Below are 18,820 nucleotides of genomic sequence, written 5' to 3' on the forward strand. Positions count from 1 at the left end.
GGTCTATTACCGTTCGGTCAAGGCGCCTCCGAAGATCCAGGAGGCGATCGCCGCACCCGTGAAAGCCCTTATCGAAGCGGAGCCGTCGTTCGGCTATCGGACCGTCGCAGGCCTGCTTGGCATGAACAAGAACACGGTCCAGCGCATCTTTCAGCTCAAGGGCTGGCAGGTGCGCAAACGGCCGATTGGCCAGCGTCCACGTATCCAGGCACTGCCCTCGGTCGCCACCCGGCCGGACGAGCGCTGGTCGACGGATCTGTGCCGGGTCTGGGGTGGCAAGGACGGCTGGCTCAGCTTGGCGTTGGTCATCGATTGCCATACCCGCGAACTTCTTGGCTGGCATTTGTCGCGCAGTGGGAAGGCCAGCACGGCCGCCGGTGCGCTGGAGCAAGCCCTGATCAGCCGCTTCGGCACCTTGGGCAAGGTCAACGCGCCCTTCCTTCTTCGGTCGGACAACGGCTTGGTTTTTACCAGCCGAAAATACACCAACCTGGTCCGCAGCTATGGCTTGCAGCAAGAGTTCATCACGCCGCATTGCCCGCAGCAGAACGGCATGGTCGAGCGGGTCATCCGCACCTTGAAGGAGCAGTGCGTGCACCGACATCGCTTCGAAAGCCTGACCCATGCGATGCGCACGATTGGCGACTGGATCCACTTCTACAACCATCAGCGACCCCATCAGGCGCTGAAGATGAAAACACCCGCTGAGGCATATGCGTTAGCGGCGTGACCTGTGCAGGAAGTGGTGGGTCATTACATCCGACTATTTTTTGAAGCTGCGACAGACTCCGGAAAGCATCCAGGCTAAAGCGCTTCGAGCATTGCGCGCCGGTAATCGTGAACGCGTGCGAGGAAAACTTCTTGAGTCGAGTTGATGCTTTGGAGATGCGCGGCGGTGTCGGCACGAATCCAGACGAATGTATCGCTGCCCTACCCCCCGATAACACTCCCTAATCGCGAGGCCCCGAGGTTCAATACTGGTCAGAACCAGACGCTCAAGGTGTGGCCGGGCGGAGAGATACGATCCGCGAACAGGTCCTATTGATCGAATGTTGCTCTTTCAAGATGCCGGCGGGCCAAGACCAATTCAGTAGTGCTTGCCAGCAGTACACACCGGCACTCTGCTGTTGCGCATAGCTATTTTTTAACGAGGACTCGGATTGCCTTTGGCAAGAAACGATTTCGACGATTTCTTTCCGTTTACTCGGACGCGCTCGAGATTCTCGAATTTGACATTAAGGATCAGCCTTAGTTGCGCCCCAAGTTCGGTCTGCCCGAGCAGTAATAGGCCACGCAATAGCCTGTCTGGCCGCTGGCAAACTTTGCGAGACAGGTGCGACCATTCGCGCTCGTTTTCGAGCGCCGCGGCGCGGTCCTCATCAGCTTCCGCTGACAGAGGCCTCGCATGCCATGCAAAGTGCTCGGGATACTCAAAGTCTGAAATCAGTAGGAGCGCGCTAATCGCTGCGCATTCTTCTGGGGAAAAACCAGGGTTCGACCGAAACGCGTCTTCGGACGCCGACATAACTTTCTCGAAAGTCTCGCGCGTGATTTCGGTCAGCGGCTCCACAATACCAATTTTCACGGCTAGTGCGCGCGTCTCTTCAATCTTACTTACAGCGCGTTGAAAACCTCGGGATGTCAACCCATATCTTTCAATGAGATCCTTCTTTATCTTGTCGAAATCCTCTGAATTCCAGTGAGACCGATCTGGGAGGGATTCCGCTATCTCAGTCAGTTGTTCGCGATTGAGTTCCGCCGTAAAAGAACCCGTCGCGTACTCTTGCGTGAGAACGGACAGAAGAATATGAAGCGACTCGAGTTCACCGCACAGCTTCGCGTAGCGCTCCGCAAAGGTCTGCAGGTTGATGTGCGTGATGTCGTTCAGATGGAGCGAGTTGTCCAAACCGGTGGCGTAGCGGAAGACTTGGCCAGTCGGATCAACCTTGTTGAAATCGTCGATATATCTCTCGAGACCGCTGACCACCTTAGCTAGTCGCTGATCTGCCTTGTCGCTAACCTCGTTGAGCGTTTCCCAGATTGGGAGCAGCCCGTGTCGGTCATCCTGCTTGGGAGGCTCTTGTAGACCCTTATTCGAACTAGGGCTACGTCGCTTGAAGATGTTCCACGCTTGAGGTATCGCCAATTTGAGGGATAGCTCGACATGGTGTCTCGCGCAAAGGCAGACAGGGTAGACGAGGTAGTCAACATTGGGCATCCCCCAGCTTTCGCTCGCACCTCTTGGCCGCGATACTCCAGCCGCCGCGAGAAGCACCTCTGCACCTGCTTGGAACCCCCCGTGGTAGCCCTCCCACGGATTTGCCCCCGTATTTGTGCCAACGCAGGCATTCATAAACCAGTCTTTTCCAGGTCCGAACGTCGAGTTGTGGCCCTTCGGAACCTTCACAGGAAAAATTCCATCATTCTGTTCCATATGATCCCCGCATGACACCGTTACCAGCTCGTGATATGCCAACGGCGCACGGCTGCACCTCACGTGCGATGCCATTGTATGTGAATGCAATTAAGCGGCGCCTTTCGATTGCTGAGATGATTTTTTCTCGCGAGGCTGCCCCCTTTGCTTTCAATACTAGTGATAAGACCCGCGCGCGAATCGCCTCCTTGCCGGCGGGTGAATCGAAGTCTTCTGCATGTTTTGTGCGGCCTAACGTTTGAGTTAAGCGGCGGTGCAGCCGCCCCCTAAACAGTTGTTAGAGCGCGCCCTCTTTACGCTGCGACGAGCTCGGCAATTTTTGCAGCCACTTCCGACATGGAGTCCTCTGCGGTATCTAGGCCCGTTCTTGAGGCTAGCATTGGACTTACTTCGCGAAGCGCTTCATATGTTGTGTTGTGCACAATAGGCACAAGCCGATTCCCAGCAAGTAATGTTGAAAGTTCCTTGTCAGCGACGCTCTCTTTCGGAAGGCGTGCCAGAAGCGCTGGCGTTACAAGCACTAGGCCGACCTTAGAGTTGGCTAGCCCCCTATCAATTGCGCGCATCATGGGAACGCCGAGACCAAGATCTTTTTCACTGAACCAGACTTTGACACCAGCGCCTTCGAGTAGGTCGTGCAGTTCCTTTGCTGCTCCCTGTCGGTCATCCCACGCGTGACAAAGAAACACATCGCGCAGGTCCGGATATCGAATGGCCTGAGCCTCCACTGATTCACGGATTGGCGTTAGTGATTGCACCTCTTGAGGTGTGTAGAACACCGTAGATCCTGGGCTGGACCAGCGAGGTTTTGAACTCTTGCGGCCGCCGCCCCCGCGTGAACTACTGTGGTTGGAGCTACTCGCTGACGGATAGTACGAGTCGCTATAGCCACCGCCGTAACGTGAGCTGCTGCGATAACGGCAAGCCGGACACGCGGCTGCGGCAGCCGCCGAACTATGTCCACGTACTGGTGCTGTGCATCTCGTCATATATCAATCCTTCGATGTTAGCCTGAATGTTTATGTGCAGGAATTAGCGGTTGATGCGCTCTAACTATTGAATTACACGGAACCGCTGGCCCTGCTACATATACACGATCGCGCCGGGACATTCTGACGCACCCCCTTGTTCTGACGGGAGCTTATCCTTGTGATATCTGGCTGGCAACCATCTGTATAACCGGAGAGAGAGAGCCGGGTCCGTGAACATCAGCCTTGGGTCAGGGACGGACAAGCACCCAATCCCCGACAACGTGAGCTAATCGCCCTGCTCCATCCCTGAAAACCGATGCAGCGTTGACAAGGCCGCGTTTATGAGCAGCTTTTTGTCCCTCACCCTCCTCCTGTTGATCGCGACACCTGTACCACCACTAGTGCACCACGACGAAAGACCGGAGCGATAGGCGGCCATGGCCGTGGCGATGTCTGCTCAGGGCACGATTGGATCGACATCAATGATGTAGGGCGAGATGAACTCGATGATGCGCTCCCCGCTCTCGATGTATGCCTGACCGAGGACCGTCAACGTGGCAGGGGCCACTCCCAGTGCGTCGGCCACGCCGTCCATCCCGAGAGTCTCGCCCCTCGTCACTTCTGCGAGGGCGGCCGTGAGCCCTGCATCGAATTGCAACCCACCGTAGGGCAGACGCCGGAAGCAGCCATGGATGATCATGGCCTTTTTCGCCGGCAAGGCGGCGAACGCTGCGGTTGATACGGTATGGAACTCCGCACGGCCGAGCGCCCGATCGAGGGCAATACGGCAGATGTCCGCCTGACCCACAAGCCGATTGCTCGTCTGGTGAAGGCTTTCGAGAAAATCCGCATCACTCAGCCCGAGATCAAGCCATGCCCAGTACATCAGCAGCAGCGCCACCTTGTTGACGACACGCGGCAGGCGTTCCTGCTCCTCGACGGTCAACTCCAGTGCGTCCCCATGGGCAATCGCATTGCGTAGCTCCTTGATGAGCTCGAAGTCGTCCGCAGTTAGATTGATGGTGCGGACGATCCTCGGGTCGGAGACAGACACCGCATACCCGTAGCATCCCGCAAATGATTTCTCCCGCCGGGCGAGGTCCTTCTCTACTGCGCCTACAACGCGGGCGTACGCGGCTGAGCCAAGCGGTTCGGCCATCGCCTTGAGTTGCCTTTCAACGGCGCCCATGACCTTGGCGCTCGGTGCGACGGAGTCGACCCGCTTTCCCGTGGCCTTGGCCTTGGCCTTGACAACAGCCTGCAGAATGCTGGCATATCCAAAGAGGGCGAACTCCCAGAAGCCGTCGTGACGCGGCATGCCGGACAATCTTATCCATGCAACCTTCCGCAAGTCCGAGCGGCAGAAATGGTCCAGGAGTTTTTTCCAGCGGTCTTCAGCCATGTGTTGGCTGAGTAGGAAACGGTGCCACTCCCGGCTGTCGTCTTCCTTGGGTTCGTAATAGCCAAAGCAGGCGTAGTTAGGCCTGCCATCCGGCCCGGTTACAACAACGGTGAGGATGTCGACAGGCAAGACGAGGAGGGTGGTGAGAAAGATGGAGAGCTCTCGGCAGCGCTCCCGGACATCGACCATCGTCATTGGCGCAGGGCCTGTCATCGATACCCACACCTGATCACTGATGATGGTGTCATCGCCGGCTTGGTTGAGGTAGCTCTCGATACTCGACTGGATGGTCAGCAGCCCATTGTTGGTGTCGACCCCGACATTGAATTCATGGGGCCTTCCAAGCCAGGTCAGTCTCTCCCCAGCATTCCCTGCAGCCGTTGGCCGACCAGGAACCATTCTGTGAGCCTGGTGAACCGGACCCTGACGCTGGCGAACCGGTCCTCGACGTCCCCTCCACCACAAAATCGACGAAGGCGCGCCCGGTCTGGTGCTGGCACCCAAGCAGCGTGAACGACTTTCCGTTTTTAGTCCGTGCAACGAGCCGCTCGTAGGAGACACCGTCGGCGAGCTTGGACAAGTGCATGGGCGGAAACGTCAGCCAGGCCCCTTGCCGCCACCGACCTCAATACTCGCTGTGCCGATGCCGCCCAAAGCATCGTCGACGACCTCCACTTCGAAGTCGTGCGGTGTGGAAAAGGCGGTCGCGATGGTCATCCAATCTCCAGGGAGGGGCATGTGGTAGAGAGCGCAGCGGATGGCAGTGGGCAACAACGTCGCGCATTCGCCCTTGCGTCCAGCGCAACCCGTCGGGACGGGACGCCTATTCGCCTCCCGGAGTCGTGGAGGTACTAAAGTCGTGCGCCCGCGTTTCTTCCGAGCAGTCAGTGCCCGTGCCCCTGCCTGCCCGGCTTGGTCTGGCAGACTATCCAGCGTGCGTTCTTCGAGCACTTGCTTGAGAACACACCATAGCGTCGCGCAGAATGCAGGCCGCAGCAACATCGTCGCTCGCGCACTCGCAACAGGTAGTCAGGAAGCACCCCTAATCGTCGGAAATGGAAGAATCCAATGGCAGATGAAGCAGTTCAGGAAGAAGGCATCGAGGAAGAGGCACCCGCTGGCGAAACCAAGGAGCAAAAAAGGAAACGGATGAAGCAAACTGTTCTGAACCGGCTGGCCGGGGCGCGGGTCGATACGGTCCGTGACCGAGTGGTCTGGATCATGAACAGGGAGATCACGACGAGGGACAGCGATATCACCCTCATGCTCCGGTACTGGGAGCTCTTCGAGCCTGAGCTCTACGCGCGCGGAAACATCACGCCTGACAGCCTGTATCAGCTGACCCGCCTAACGGTCATCAGCCGCCATCGGGCGACCATCCAGAACGATTACAAGTTGTTCTTGGCCTCGGAGGAGGTGCAGGCCAAGCGTGGAAGACTCGACGGGGAGCACCGCGAAAGGCGTGTGGCAGAGAACCCCCACATGTCGTCCATCGTGGTCTACGCCGACGAGAGCGGAAAAACGGCAGACAACCTTCTCGTGGGGACGTTCTGGATTCTCGAAGACATCCAGACCCTTCGGCTCAAACAGGACATTGACGCTTGGCGGGTGGCCACGGGCTTCAAGCACGAGCTCCACTTTACAAACGCAAGCCAGGGCAACCTTCATCGCTACCTCGAAATCCTCGACCTGCTCGTCGCGAGGGGCAACAGCATCAGCTTCAAGGTAATCACCGTGCCGAGACGAGGCAACGCCAATGCCCCGGCAGTGCTCGACGACCTTCTTTTTCATGTTATCAACCGGGGAATCCAGCACGAGCACCAGAGCGGGCGGGCCCCACTGCCCCGCTCCCTCCAGGTCTGGAAGGACGCCGAAGAGGAAGCGCGCGACCGGGTGTCCGTGGCCAATCTCCGCGAACGGCTCGAGGCTGCGAGTGCCGCTGGCTTCGACCGTCAGCTCCACGTCCAGTCGGTGACGGCCGTCGATTCCTCAAAAAATGACTTCATCCAGATAGCCGACCTCTTCCTCGGAAGCGTCAACCGCTTCCTTCACAACAACCGCGCCGCCGGAGATCACGCCAAGGACCAGCTCGCACGGGCGTTCCTCGCCGCGTTCTGTGGTGACGGCGGCATCCACCGAATCGAAAACGACATGGTGACCTTCGAGCGCCTGTAGGGGCCAGGCGCTGGGGCGTGCCCATTCCACGCCATCCCGGCATGCCTTTCGGCCGGCAGGTGGTTGTGTCAGGGACCCCGATTAACCTGCGCAGGAGAAGGCAGCCCCCGTATCCTCGGCAACATGGGCTTAATCACTTATGGGCACCGGCGTGCGCTGACAACAGTCGCCCACGCTTTGCGTCGTGCATCAGGCGGTGCTCGGATCGAGCCCCCCCGTGGGATGTCGACCCCCCGTAAACTTACGCCAGACATAAACTGAGCTCTCCGGGCAAAATATCCCCAAGGAGACCTACGATGCGCAAGAGCAAATTCGTCGAGAGCCAGATCGTTGCGACGCTGAAGCAGGTCGAAGGCGGCAGGCAGGTCAAGGACATCTGCCGGGAGCTGGGCATTTCCGAGGCGACCTATTCCGCCTGGAAATCGAAGTACGGCGGCATGGAAGCGTCGGACGTTCATCGCCTGCACGACTTGGAAGCAGAGCACAACGAGCTCAAACGCATGTACGCGGATTTGGCGATGGAGAACCACGGGCTTAAGGATCTCATCGCGAAAAAGCTGTAGACCCGGCGCATAAGCGCCCGTGCGCTTCGTAGTCACCGCGCCGTCACTGGGACGGCTACGGTAGGCGTCCGAATAGATGCCATTCCCTGGTTGCTGAGGGCTCATGCCGCCTCTGTCAGGACGATGCTCGCATCGCTACGGGATCGGATCGCCCCGGCCTGCTCAGTTAAAAGTGCCCCGGAACTCGTCGGCGGCATCCGAGCGGGTGTTGAATTTGACCATCATCCCGCTCGGCGCGCGCGGGAAGAAGCGCGATCCGCGATCATTGTTGAAGATCTCGGTTTCGGCATCGAAACCATCAGCGGCCAGCTGGTCGCGTATCGTCGATGCCGCGGGGGAACGCGGCGAAACCGACGAAGTGCGTCTGCCATTAGTGCGATCAAAAACGAAGTCGCTCATCTTCAGCAAGGCTCGACCCTACTCCACGTTGTCACCGGCACACGCCGCACTTAATCTCCCGCCACGACCTCAACATCACGTGCGGAAAGCGATGAACCGTGGCTCCAGGAAGTCCCTTGCTCTCTGCATCGCGCTCACCAGCGCCGCTCACGCCCAGTCGCTTCCGCCGGATCCCCAGATTGTCAGGACATTGCGTCACAACGACGAGCTGCTTCTCGAAGCCGTCCACCGTGGCGATCGGGAGACATGGCGCCGGTTGACGACGTCCGACTTCATGTACGTCGAAGAGGGTCACGTCTTGCGTCGCGCCGAGTTCCTGAGTGAGCTCGCCGAAGATGGCTACGAGGCGCTGATCATCGTGGATTACGAAGCCCAGCAGATCGGCGATACGGTGCAGGTCTTCCATCGCGACGATGTTCCACAAAGGCCGGGCAAGCAGTCGACGAAGGACTCGCATCTGTTGATGACCGAGACCTGGCAACGCGTCGACGGAGAATGGCGTCTGCGCCTCGTGCATACCGATCGGATACGCCGGAATCCTCCGGCAATCGCGCTTAACCCGCAGGACATCGATCCATGGGTCGGGACGTATCGGAACGGCGACGCGACATACCGGATCAAACGGCATGGCCTGAAAATCTCAGGGCAACGCTCCGGCAAGCAACCCGAGATCCTCGAGGCCGAAGCCCGCGACGTGCTGTTCCAGCCGGACAACCTCTACGTCCGAAAGGTCTTGCAACGTGATGCAGGAGGTAAGGTCACCGGCTTCGTGGACCGTGACGAGAATTCCGATCGGCTCTGGACGCGCGTCGACCGGTAATCTTCGTGAGGCCTCCGGCGCGCTAGACACCTTCGGACAGCATCCCGCGCAGTTCGGCCCGTCGCCGCTCCAGTTCCGCGATCTGGCGCTCGACGGAAGCGAGCCGCCGGCGTTGCACGTCACTGGTTTCCGGACAGGCCGCGGCACCTTCGATCATGCGCATGCAGTCCGGAAATCCGCGAATCTCAGCCAGACTGAATCCCGCAGCGATCAGGCGCTGGATCTGCCGGACCTGGGTCACGGCAGCCCGGGAAAACAGCCGGTAGCCATTCAGCGCACGAGCGGAGGTCAGGAGCCCGTTGTCATCGTAATGTCGGATCGAACGCAAGCTTGCGCCGCTTTCCTTCGCGAGCGCGCCGATGGTCATTTCTGCCTGTGACTTAGACATGGAAGGCGACACCGTTTTTCGCTTGACAGTCACATCAGTGTGAGGGTTCAGACTGGGCTTGTCCAACCGACCCAGGAGTCATCATTTATGTGTCTGTCGAGGTTCTATCGCGCGTTCGGTGCGCTGCTGATCGTCTTTGCGATGCTGGCGGGATCGCCGGCGGCGCATGCGGAAAACAAGGCGTACACCGTCACCGCCTCCGATGGCGTCGTCCTCGCCGTGCAGGAAACCGGCGATCCCGCCGGTCCTCCGGTCATCCTGATCCATGGCCTCCTCGGAAGCCGGCTCAACTGGGAAAAGCAGCTGCGGGATCCTCGCATGCGCCATTACCGGCTGATCACGTATGACCTGCGTGGGCATGGCCTGTCCGGCAAGCCCACGGATCCCGACGCCTACCGCGATGGACGGCGCTGGGCCGATGATTTGGCTGCGGTCATCGAAACGACAGGAGCACATAAGCCCGTGCTCGTAGGATGGTCGTTAGGCGGTGCGGTCATCTCGAATTATCTGGCGACCCATGGCGACGGCGACGTCGCCGGCGCGGTCTATGTCGACGGCGTGATCGAGTTGAAGCCCGACCAGATCACGGCCCACCCGGAGGTTTATCGCGACATGACCTCCACCGACCTGAAGACCCACCTGGACGGGGAACGCGCATTCCTCAGGTTGTGCTTCCATGACGAACCGGACGCGACCACGTTCTCGCGCCTGTTGGCGAATGCGGCGCTCGCTTCCTGGGAGATGCAGCGCGCCGTGCCATCGATGACGGTCGATGCGGCCGAAGGACTGAGCAAGGCAAGGATCCCGCTGCTGCTGATTTACGGCGAACACGATGCCCTGGTCATGCCGGGGCCGAGCATCGCGAGGGCGAAAGCCATCAACCCGCGGATCCAGAGCAAGCTCTACGCCGCATCCGGCCACGCCCCGTTCCTGGAGGAACCTGAGCGCTTCAATCGCGACCTGTCAGCCTTTGTTCGTGCGGTCACATTGCCTCGCGCACAGACCCAGGGGGACAACTGATGCCGGGCCGCGGCTCTTGCATCACCAGCCCGGCAGATCAGAAAAACGAACCCCTTTACAACGACCACCCTGCCCGGTAGTCCCGCCGCAGGAACTGATTCGCCTCCGCCATGTTAGTGACGCGCATATTCTGCGCATCGTATTCGATGCGCCCACCCGCTCGCAGCGACACGACGCCCAGCAACATCACCTCCGTCAGCCGCGCGGCGTATTCAAAGGGCGACGTCGTCTGCCCCTTGCCCTTGCAGGCGTCCACCCAGTTCATTTCATGCGAGGTTTCGATGCGAGCGAACTTCCGCGGCGGCGTACCCACCGACTCCTGCAGCGAGTGCGGTAGCAGGCGCGGGTTGTCGCCATAGGTTTCGTGCACCAGCTTGCCCTTGTCACCCACGTACAGCACGCCACCATCGTGCATCTGCCCTGCCCCCAGCGCCTCGAGCCCAGGCGGCAGCAGCGCGCCGTCGTACCACGTGAGCCGGACGGGCGGCTTGTCGCCGCGAGCCGGGAAGTCGTAGTACGTCATCGTCGCGGTGGGGTACGACTCGTGGTTGAAAGGAGTCGAGACCGTTTCCACCGAGGTCGGGAAGCCGAGGTCGAGCGACCAGAACGGCGAATCGATCAGGTGCGCGCCCATGTCGCCGATCGCACCCACGCCCCAGTCCGTCCAGCCGCGCCAGTTGAACGGGTGATAGAGCGGGTGGTACTCGATGACGGGGCCCGGGCCGAGGAACAGGTCCCACTCCAGACCCTTCGGCATGGGATAGTTGCCGGCCATGGCATTGGCGAGGCGGCTGTTCACCGCATCCATGTCCCAGCTTGCGTCGTCGGGCTTCGGTACCGCGCGCGGACGTGGCACGCCCTGAGGCCAGTAGCCGAGCGGCCGGTTCGTCCATGCGTGCACCTCGCGCACCTCGCCGATCGCGCCGGCGTCGATGTATTCGTGGATCAGGCGGGTGTCGTCGGTGGAATGGCCCTGATTGCCCATCTGCGTGACGATCTTCGGGTTTTCCCGTGCTTTGCGTGCCATTTCACGGGCTTCGAAGATGGACCAGGTGAGCGGCTTCTGTACGTAGACGTGTTTGCCCAGGCTCATGGCCGCGCTGGCGATCACCGCGTGCAGGTGATCGGGTGTGGCGATGACCACCGCGTCGATATCCTTCTGCTGCTCGAGCATCTTGCGGTAATCGGTGTAGCGCTTGATGGAATCGAACTTGCCGGACAGCAGCTTCGTCTGCGCGATCCGGTCCTCCAGTTCCTTGCGCCTGGCAGCGGTCGGCGCCCTGGCAAGCCGGGCCTGGAGTTCGCCCACCCCGGCGAACATCTTGCGGAAGGATGCATCCGTATAGCCCCAGTCGACGTCGCACAGGGCGACGATGTTTTCGCCGGCCAGGGCGCGCATGTTGGCGGCGCCCATGCCACCGACGCCGATGCCTGCGATATTCAGCCGGTCGCTGGGTGCGGTATGACGAGGACCGCCGAGGACATGGCGGGGCAGGATCAGCAGCCCGGTGGCCGCCATGGCGGTGCCGGCGATGAAGCTGCGGCGTGAACTGTTGACGCTGCCCGGATGGCCCCCGCTAGTCTCGGCGGTGCGGGTGGGCTGCGCTTTCTCGATCTTCGGTTCGTCAGTCATGGAGAATGATCGCCTCTTGCAGTGCAACGATTACCGGTCCCGACGAGGACCCGTGGAGCCACGGACAACCAGATCGGCTGACAGCACGCGCTTGCGCGGAGGCACCTGGGGATCGTTGAGGATTTCGATAAGCATGGTCATGGCTTCGCGGCCCAACGCGTTCTTCGGCTGGGACACGGTGGTCAGCGGGGGTGACGTGTAGCGGGAGAAACGTATGTCGTCGAAACCGACGACCGAGACGTCCTCCGGAATGCGCAGGCCTGCGGCGGTCAGCGCGCGCATCGCGCCGATGGCCATTTCGTCATTCGAGCAGAACACGGCGCTGAAGGACCGACCCTGCGACAGGAACATCTCGACGGCGCGCTCCCCCGCTTCGATGGAGAAATCACCGATGGCGGTCAGCGCCGGATCCGCAACGATCTTCGCCCGCTTAAGAGCGAGGTGGTAGCCCTCTTCGCGGTCGACGCAGATGGGGCTGGAGCCGGGGCCGGCGATGAACGCGATATCGCGATGGCCCAGTGTCACGAGGTACTCGACGGCCGCGGCGGCCGCGCCGACGTTGTCGACATAGACGCTGGAAATAGCGCTGTCCTTGACGTACTCGCACGCGTTGACGAGCGGCAGACGGCCGTCCATCGGAATGGCCGGAACGCGATGGAACATGGTGATGATGCCGTCCGCCTGGCGCGCCGCGACCATGTCGGCATACGTCTGTTCCCGCACCAGGCTGCTCTGCGTCTCACCGAGGAGGACGGAATAGCCCTTCTCGTACGCCACCTGCTCGATACCTCGGATCACTTCCGAGAAGAACGGGTTGGCGATGTCCGGGAGCAACGCGATGATCAGGCGTGTCCGGGCCGTGCGCAGATTGCGCGCAAGAGCGTTCGGTGTATAGCCGAGCCGCCTGACCACCTCGTGGATGCGCAGCCTCGTCTCTTCGCTGACCAACTCGGGACGCTGCAGCGCTCGAGAGACAGTTGCAACGGAAACCTCCGCGATGGCCGCGATCTCCTTCACCGTACGCACGCGTGCAGGACGCGGCGCAACATCGGCGAGCGCCTCCTTGTCCGGAGCGGCCCGTTTCCCTTTCCGCTTTGTTTCGTCGGCACTCACGCGCTGATCATCCTTTTGCACAGCCTTTTCGAACTGGCCAGCAAGCGCTGGCCGCAATGAAAATATGCTGCGCCGCAATGTAATGGATTACATAAAATCGTTGCAGGTCGCTTCGTACGTCTGATACATATCTTGGCATGTTCAGGGCGCGGTGCCATCACCCGACGCGGTGAATATGGGAAATCCATGCAGGTCGCACTTATTTCGCACCGCATGGCATCGAATGTAATCGAATACATTTCGGCGGCATAAGTCCGTCGGGGGGAAACATGGCAAGCCAGTCGCTATCGACAAGCGCCAGGACGACCGATCGATGAGTCTCGGCATGGGGCTCGTCGGCCCAGGCTTCATCGCAGCCCATCACCTGGACGCCGTGCGTCGGCTGGGAGATGTCGACATCGTCGGCATTGCCGGCTCCCGTCTCGAATCCACGACGAAACGGGCGCGTGAGTTGAATGCCGGCAAGGCGTATGCGGATTACCGCGAACTGCTTGCCGACCCTGCCGTTCAGGTCGTGCACAACACCACGCCGAACCATCTGCACCGCGAGGTTTCTCTGGCGGCGTTGCGCGCCGGCAAGCACGTCATTTCCGACAAGCCACTCGCCGCGACCATGCAGGAGGCACGGGAGCTTTACGAAGCCGCGCGCGAGGCGAACCTCGCCCACGTCGTCACCTTCAACTATCGCGGCTATCCCCTCGTGCAGCAGGCGCGCGCCATGGTCTCCGATAAGAAGATCGGCAAGCCAGTCTTCGTGCATGGGTGCTACCTGCAGGACTGGCTCACCGACGAGCGCGCATATAGCTGGCGGCTGGACCCAAGGCTCGGCGGGGCCAGTTCCGCGCTCGGCGATATCGGCTCGCACTGGTGCGACCTGGCCGAACACGTGACCGGCGCGCGGATCATCGCCGTGCTGGCCGACCTGCACACGGTCGTGCCGGTACGCGAGGCGCCGGATGCTTCGGCGAAAGCCTTCTCCGGCTCGGCGACGCGATCCGGCAAGCGACGCAAGATCACCAGCGAAGACCTCGCCACCGTGCTGCTGCGCTTCGATAACGGCGCACGCGGCTGCGTCACCGTGGGCCAGGTGCTGCCCGGTCATAAGAACGATCTGCGCCTCGAGGTGAACGGGCGCGAAGGCTCGCTGGCGTGGCGGCAGGAACAGCCCAACGAACTCTGGCTGGGTCATCACGACAAGGCCAACCAGGTGCTCACGCGCGATCCTGCCTTGATGGAGCCCGGCGCCCGTGCGTACGCCCACTTGCCGGCGGGCCATCCGGAAGCCTGGGCGGATGCGTTCCGCAATGTGATCGCGGATGCCTACGCATGGATCCGCGCCGGCGCCACGGCCAAGGGGAAACCCCTTGCGCTGCCGACGTTCGCCGACGGCTACCGCAACAGCCTCGTCGTGGACGCCATGCTCAGAAGCCATGCCGCCGGCGGCGCGTGGCAGCCCGTTGAAGATCCACTCGCCCCCACACGACCCACGAGGAAACGCGGATGAAATGGCGCCTTAGAGTGATGATGCTTTTCGAGTTCGGAATCTGGGGTGCGTGGTACGTCACCGTCGGCACCTGGCTCGGTAAGACGTTGCATTTCACCGGCACGGAAATCGGTGCTGTCGCCGGGACCACCGCCGTCGGCGCGATCATTTCACCGCTGTTCGTCGGTCTGCTCGCCGATCGCCTGTTCGATACGCGGCGGGTTCTGACACTGCTGCATCTGCTCGGTGCCGTCCTGTTGGTGGTTGCCGCGCAGCAGACGACGTTCGCGATGGTCTACGCGCCGCTGCTTGCCTACAGCCTGTGCTACATGCCGACGCTGGCCCTCACGGCGTCGCTGGCCATGCGCCACATCGCGAGTCCGCAGGAAGAATTCGGCGCCATTCGCGTGTTCGGCAGTATCGGCTGGATCGTGGTCGGCCTGGTGGTCGGCGCATGGGGTGTGGAAGCCACGGCATCTCCCCTGCTCCTGGCTGCCGGCCTCTCGGTGGTGATGGCCGGTTACTGCTTCACCCTCCCGCCGACACCGCCGCTGGCTCGCCATACCCGTTTCGAACTGCGCCATGCCCTGCCGCTGGAATCGCTGCACCTGCTGCGCGAGCGTTCCATGTTCGTGTTCGCCCTCGCCTCGTTCCTGATCTGTATCCCCCTGCAGTTCTATTACGCCTTCACCAACCTGTTCCTCAACGAGGTCGGTGTGGTGAATGCCGCCGGCAAGATGACCGGCGGGCAGATGTCCGAGCTGTTCTTCATGTTGCTCATTCCCTGGTTCTTCCGCCGCCTCGGGGTGAAGTGGATGCTCGCCGTCGGCATGCTCGCCTGGGTGGTGCGCTACGGCATGTTCGCCTTCGGCGGCAGCGGCGAGCTGATGTGGATGCTCTGGCTGGGCATCGTCCTGCACGGCGTCTGCTTCGATTTCTTCTTCGTCGTCGGCCAGATCTACATCGACCGCGAGGCACCGCCAGCGCTGCGCGCGGCCACGCAGGGCCTGATTACCTTCCTCACGTACGGCCTGGGCATGTTCGTGGGCTCGTGGCTGTCGGGCATCGTGGTCCAGACCTATACCCGCGCCGATGGCAGCCATGACTGGCATGGCATCTGGATCATCGCCGGCGCCTTCGCCGCCGCCGTCTTCGCCCTGTTCGTCCTGCTGTTCAAGGATCGCAAGGCGGTCGCCGCCAGTGGCGTCGTCGGCGCCCACTCACCCGGAACTCGTACGACATGATGAATCGCAGGCAATTCCTCGCGCGCTCCGCGGTGTTCGGCACCGCGCTGGGCCTCGGCCTCGCTGCGCCAGGCAAACTCCTCGCCGCCGCATCGACGGGCAAGGGCCTCGGCATCCAGCTGTACATGGTGCTCGACGCCTATCAGGCCGATCCCGCCGGCACGCTGAGGACGCTCAAGGCGATCGGGTATACGGAGATCGAAGCCATCGTGACCAGCACGGCCGAGACGCTTCGCGACCAGTTGAAGCTCGCCGGTCTGGGCTGCCCGAGCCTGCACTTCGACAGCCTCGGCTTCGAGCCGGGCATAAAGGCCGCGCATACGCTCGGCGCGCAGTACATCGTCAGCAGCTCGCTGCCATCGATCCTGCAAAAAGAAAGCGGGAAGCCGGGCGAGCCGGCCTACACCCTGGATGACGCAAGGCGCATCGCCGCACGTGCGAATACGCTGGGCAAGAGAGCCCACGAAGCCGGCCTGCGCTACGCGTACCACAACCACCACGCGGAGTTCACCGACGTGGGCGACGGGAAGACGTTTTACGACATCCTGCTCGCGGAGACCGACCCCACGTTCGTGCACTTCGAGCTGGACTGCGGCTGGGCGCATGCGGGTGGCAAGGATCCGGCCGCGTATTTCAAGGCCAACCCGGGCCGCATCGCGCTGATGCACGCCAAGGATTTCCTTCCCGGCCATGCGGGTGATTATCCGGGCGCCGAGCTTGGACGCGGCACGCTGGATTACAAACCCATCATGGCGGCGGCCGATGCCAACGGACTGAAGCACTGCTTCGTCGAGCAGGAAGGCCCATACACCCGCATGAACTCGCTTGACGCCGCACGCGTCGATTTCAACTACCTGCATCCGCTGCGCTGAAGGCTTGAGCATGGAAAAGAACACATATGACGCGATCGTTGTCGGAACCGGCGTCAGCGGGGGCTGGGCGGCGAAGGAACTCACCGAGAAAGGGCTGAAGACGCTCGTGCTCGACCGCGGCCCGATGGTGAAACACCTGGATTACCCCACCGCCATGAAGGCGCCGTGGGAATTGCCATATGGTGACGAGCCGACGCAGGAGGACCTCGCCCGCTGGCCCAAGCACACGCGACCGTCGTTTTACGGCATCACCCAATCGACCAAGCACTGGTTTGCCGACGACATCGACAACCCGTACGAAGAAACCAAGCCGTTCGACTGGTTCCGCGGCTACCACGTCGGCGGACGCTCGCTGATGTGGGGCCGGCAGAGCTACCGCCTCAGCCCGATGGACTTCGAGGCCAACGGCAAGGAAGGCGTGGGCGTGGACTGGCCCATCCGATACGACGATATCGCCCCGTGGTACGACCACGTCGAGCATTTCATCGGCGTCAGTGGCAACAACGATCATCTGGCGCAGTTGCCGGACGGCAATTACCTGCCGCCCATGGACCTCAACTGCGTCGAGAAGGATTTTCAGGCCAAGCTGGACAGCAAGTTCAGGCGCAAGCTGATCATCGGCCGTACGGCGAACCTCTCCGCCCCGCTCAAGCATGACCAGAGCCCGCAGCGTGGCACCTGCCAGTACCGCAACATGTGCATGCGCGGTTGTCCCTTCGGCGGTTACTTCAGCAGCAACTCGTCCACCCTGCCCTCCGCCGAGCGCACGGGCAACATGACGATGGTGACCGACGCCATCGTGTACGAGCTGATCTACGACAACGACAAGGGCAAGGCCACCGGCGTGCGCGTGCTCGATGCCAACACCGGGCACCAGACCGAATACTTCGCCAAAGTGATCTTCATGTGCGCCTCCACGTTCGGCACCGCACACATCCTGATGAACTCCACCTCCACCCGCTTCCCGAACGGCTTCGGCAACGACAGCGGCGAGCTCGGCCACAACATCATGGATCACCTCTTCGGGACCGGTGCGCGCGCCATGGTGGAGGGTCATGAAGACCGCTACTACGCCGGCCGCCGGCCCACGGGCTTCTACATCCCGCGCTATCGCAACATCGGCAGCGACCGGCAGAAGTACCTGCGCGGGTTCGGCTTCCAGGGAGGCGCGGGCCGCCAGGACTGGACCCGCCTCGTCGACCAGGCCGCGCTGGGTGAAGACCTGAAGCGCGCCGCCCAGGAGCCCGGCCCGTGGTACGTCTCGATGATGGGCTTCGGCGAGATGCTGCCCTCGCACAAGAACTTCGTGACGCTGGATCGCAGCCACAAGGACAAGTACGGCATGCCGGTCCTCAACTTCGACGCGGCCCACCAGGAAAACGAGATCGCGATGGGCAAGGCGATCATCGACGACGCGGTGGAGATGCTCACCGGTGCGGGTTACCGCGACGTGAGCCACTTCACGATGAAGGCGAACGTCGGCGCCGGCATCCATGAAATGGGTACCGCACGCATGGGCCGCGATCCGAAGACCTCGGTGCTCAACGGATGGAACCAGATGCACGCCTGCAAGAACGTCTACGTGACCGATGGCTCGGCCATGACCTCATCCGGCTGCCAGAACCCGTCCCTCACTTACATGGCGCTGACCGCACGCGCGGCCAACCACGCCGTGGAAGAACTCAAGCGCGGCAATCTCTGAGGACCGCCCATGAATCGTCGCGAATGGTTGAAAAGCATGTCCGCGCTGGCCATCGGCGCCATCGCAGGACCGTCCCTCCTGGCGGTGTTCGACGCGCACGCCGCGTCGCAAGCACCGGCCGCCAGGCCCGAATTCTTCGACCCGGCGCAGTACAGCCTCGTTGGCGCGGTGTCGGACATCATCATCCCGCGCACCGATACGCCGGGCGCGGTCGACGCCGGCGTCCCTTTATTCATGGACCAGCTGTTCAAGGCGGTCTATGCAAAAGATGACCAGGCGCGCTACCTCGACGCCGCGGCCGCCTTCGACAAGGCCGGTGGCAAGCCCTTTCTCCAGCTGAGCGACGCGCAGCGCAAAGCGCTGGTAAACAAGCTTCACGCCGAGGCGCTCGCCGCACCGAAGGGGGGCAAGCTGCCCCCTGCCAGCGACTTCGTGCTCATGACCAAGAAGCTCACCATGCTGGGCTTCTTTCTCTCCCAGCCCGGTTGCACGCAAGTGCTTCAGTACGACCCGGTACCCGCCCGCTGGCAGCCCGATATCCCGCTATCGCAGGCCGGCAACGGACATGCCTGGGCGGTCGAAGCCTCACTGAAGATCTGAT

General features: G+C 61.7%; 15 protein-coding genes and 1 pseudogene. 10 read left to right on the forward strand and 6 right to left on the reverse strand.

What is annotated here, in order from left to right; genetic code table 11:
- Window positions 1-730: IS3 family transposase (locus tag B5X73_RS00005; RefSeq protein WP_079519748.1), on the forward strand; the 730-nt coding region annotated here is incomplete at its 5' end.
- A 414-nt stretch (window positions 731-1,144) separates the two neighbouring features.
- Here B5X73_RS00005 and B5X73_RS00010 read toward each other — a convergent pair.
- The 3 genes from B5X73_RS00010 to B5X73_RS00020 form a co-directional block, all read right to left on the reverse strand.
- Window positions 1,145-2,434 (reverse strand): hypothetical protein, encoded by a 1,290-nt coding sequence (locus B5X73_RS00010; RefSeq protein WP_139382597.1) that lies wholly within the window; start codon window positions 2,432-2,434, stop codon window positions 1,145-1,147.
- Between the two features lie 293 nt (window positions 2,435-2,727).
- On the reverse strand, window positions 2,728-3,213 hold the full coding sequence (locus B5X73_RS00015; protein ID WP_254857179.1) for a toll/interleukin-1 receptor domain-containing protein: 486 nt from the start codon (window positions 3,211-3,213) through the stop codon (window positions 2,728-2,730).
- A gap of 649 nt (window positions 3,214-3,862) precedes the next feature.
- Window positions 3,863-5,206, reverse strand: coding sequence for a hypothetical protein (locus tag B5X73_RS00020; protein ID WP_079519754.1), 1,344 nt, complete (start codon window positions 5,204-5,206; stop codon window positions 3,863-3,865).
- 669 nt (window positions 5,207-5,875) lie between these two features.
- Here B5X73_RS00020 and B5X73_RS00025 point away from each other — a divergent pair.
- The 3 genes and pseudogenes from B5X73_RS00025 (at window position 5,876) to B5X73_RS00040 (ending at window position 8,764) form a co-directional block, all read left to right on the forward strand.
- The gene (locus tag B5X73_RS00025; RefSeq protein ID WP_079519756.1) at window positions 5,876-6,982 is read left to right on the forward strand and encodes a DUF3800 domain-containing protein; all 1,107 of its coding nucleotides are present in this window, start codon (window positions 5,876-5,878) and stop codon (window positions 6,980-6,982) included.
- A 296-nt stretch (window positions 6,983-7,278) separates the two neighbouring features.
- Window positions 7,279-7,562 (forward strand): annotated as a pseudogene (locus tag B5X73_RS00030) (transposase); the annotation flags it as partial.
- Window positions 7,563-7,648: 86 nt separating this feature from the next.
- Window positions 7,649-8,764 (forward strand): nuclear transport factor 2 family protein, encoded by a 1,116-nt coding sequence (locus tag B5X73_RS00040; RefSeq protein ID WP_176167663.1) that lies wholly within the window; start codon window positions 7,649-7,651, stop codon window positions 8,762-8,764.
- A 22-nt stretch (window positions 8,765-8,786) separates the two neighbouring features.
- On the opposite strand, the gene B5X73_RS00045 is transcribed toward B5X73_RS00040, so the two are convergent.
- Entirely contained in the window at window positions 8,787-9,131 is a 345-nt protein-coding gene (locus B5X73_RS00045; RefSeq protein WP_217699706.1) for a MerR family transcriptional regulator, read from the reverse strand.
- A gap of 108 nt (window positions 9,132-9,239) precedes the next feature.
- On the opposite strand from B5X73_RS00045, the gene B5X73_RS00050 reads away from it, so the two are divergent.
- Window positions 9,240-10,172 (forward strand): alpha/beta fold hydrolase, encoded by a 933-nt coding sequence (locus B5X73_RS00050; protein WP_079519764.1) that lies wholly within the window; start codon window positions 9,240-9,242, stop codon window positions 10,170-10,172.
- Window positions 10,173-10,227: 55 nt separating this feature from the next.
- On the opposite strand, the gene B5X73_RS00055 is transcribed toward B5X73_RS00050, so the two are convergent.
- Window positions 10,228-11,805 carry a Gfo/Idh/MocA family protein gene (locus B5X73_RS00055; RefSeq protein WP_079519766.1) on the reverse strand — a complete coding sequence of 526 codons (1,578 nt, stop codon included), beginning with the start codon at window positions 11,803-11,805 and terminating at the stop codon, window positions 10,228-10,230.
- A 30-nt stretch (window positions 11,806-11,835) separates the two neighbouring features.
- Window positions 11,836-12,918, reverse strand: coding sequence for a LacI family DNA-binding transcriptional regulator (locus B5X73_RS00060; protein ID WP_254857180.1), 1,083 nt, complete (start codon window positions 12,916-12,918; stop codon window positions 11,836-11,838).
- A gap of 313 nt (window positions 12,919-13,231) precedes the next feature.
- On the opposite strand from B5X73_RS00060, the gene B5X73_RS00065 reads away from it, so the two are divergent.
- From B5X73_RS00065 to B5X73_RS00085, 5 genes are read left to right on the forward strand one after another with little or no spacing between them, the layout of a single operon-like run.
- A complete protein-coding gene (locus tag B5X73_RS00065; RefSeq protein ID WP_254857181.1) occupies window positions 13,232-14,422 on the forward strand; it encodes a Gfo/Idh/MocA family protein in 1,191 nt (396 codons plus the stop codon).
- Window positions 14,419-15,645 carry a nucleoside permease gene (locus B5X73_RS00070; protein ID WP_043693994.1) on the forward strand — a complete coding sequence of 409 codons (1,227 nt, stop codon included), beginning with the start codon at window positions 14,419-14,421 and terminating at the stop codon, window positions 15,643-15,645. Before B5X73_RS00065 ends, B5X73_RS00070 begins: the two co-directional genes overlap by 4 nt.
- Window positions 15,642-16,517 (forward strand): sugar phosphate isomerase/epimerase family protein, encoded by an 876-nt coding sequence (locus B5X73_RS00075; RefSeq protein ID WP_043693997.1) that lies wholly within the window; start codon window positions 15,642-15,644, stop codon window positions 16,515-16,517. The genes B5X73_RS00070 and B5X73_RS00075 overlap by 4 nt, the downstream gene beginning before the upstream one ends.
- Before the next feature lie 10 nt (window positions 16,518-16,527).
- Window positions 16,528-18,219, forward strand: a complete 1,692-nt coding sequence (locus B5X73_RS00080) for a GMC oxidoreductase (RefSeq protein ID WP_036113240.1) — start codon at window positions 16,528-16,530, stop codon at window positions 18,217-18,219.
- Between the two features lie 9 nt (window positions 18,220-18,228).
- Complete coding sequence (locus tag B5X73_RS00085) at window positions 18,229-18,819, forward strand: gluconate 2-dehydrogenase subunit 3 family protein (RefSeq protein ID WP_079519768.1); 591 nt, start codon at window positions 18,229-18,231, stop codon at window positions 18,817-18,819.
- Window position 18,820: the final 1 nt, after the last annotated feature.

This window comes from Luteibacter sp. 22Crub2.1 (assembly GCF_900167995.1).
GTDB classification, from domain to species: domain Bacteria; phylum Pseudomonadota; class Gammaproteobacteria; order Xanthomonadales; family Rhodanobacteraceae; genus Luteibacter; species Luteibacter mycovicinus.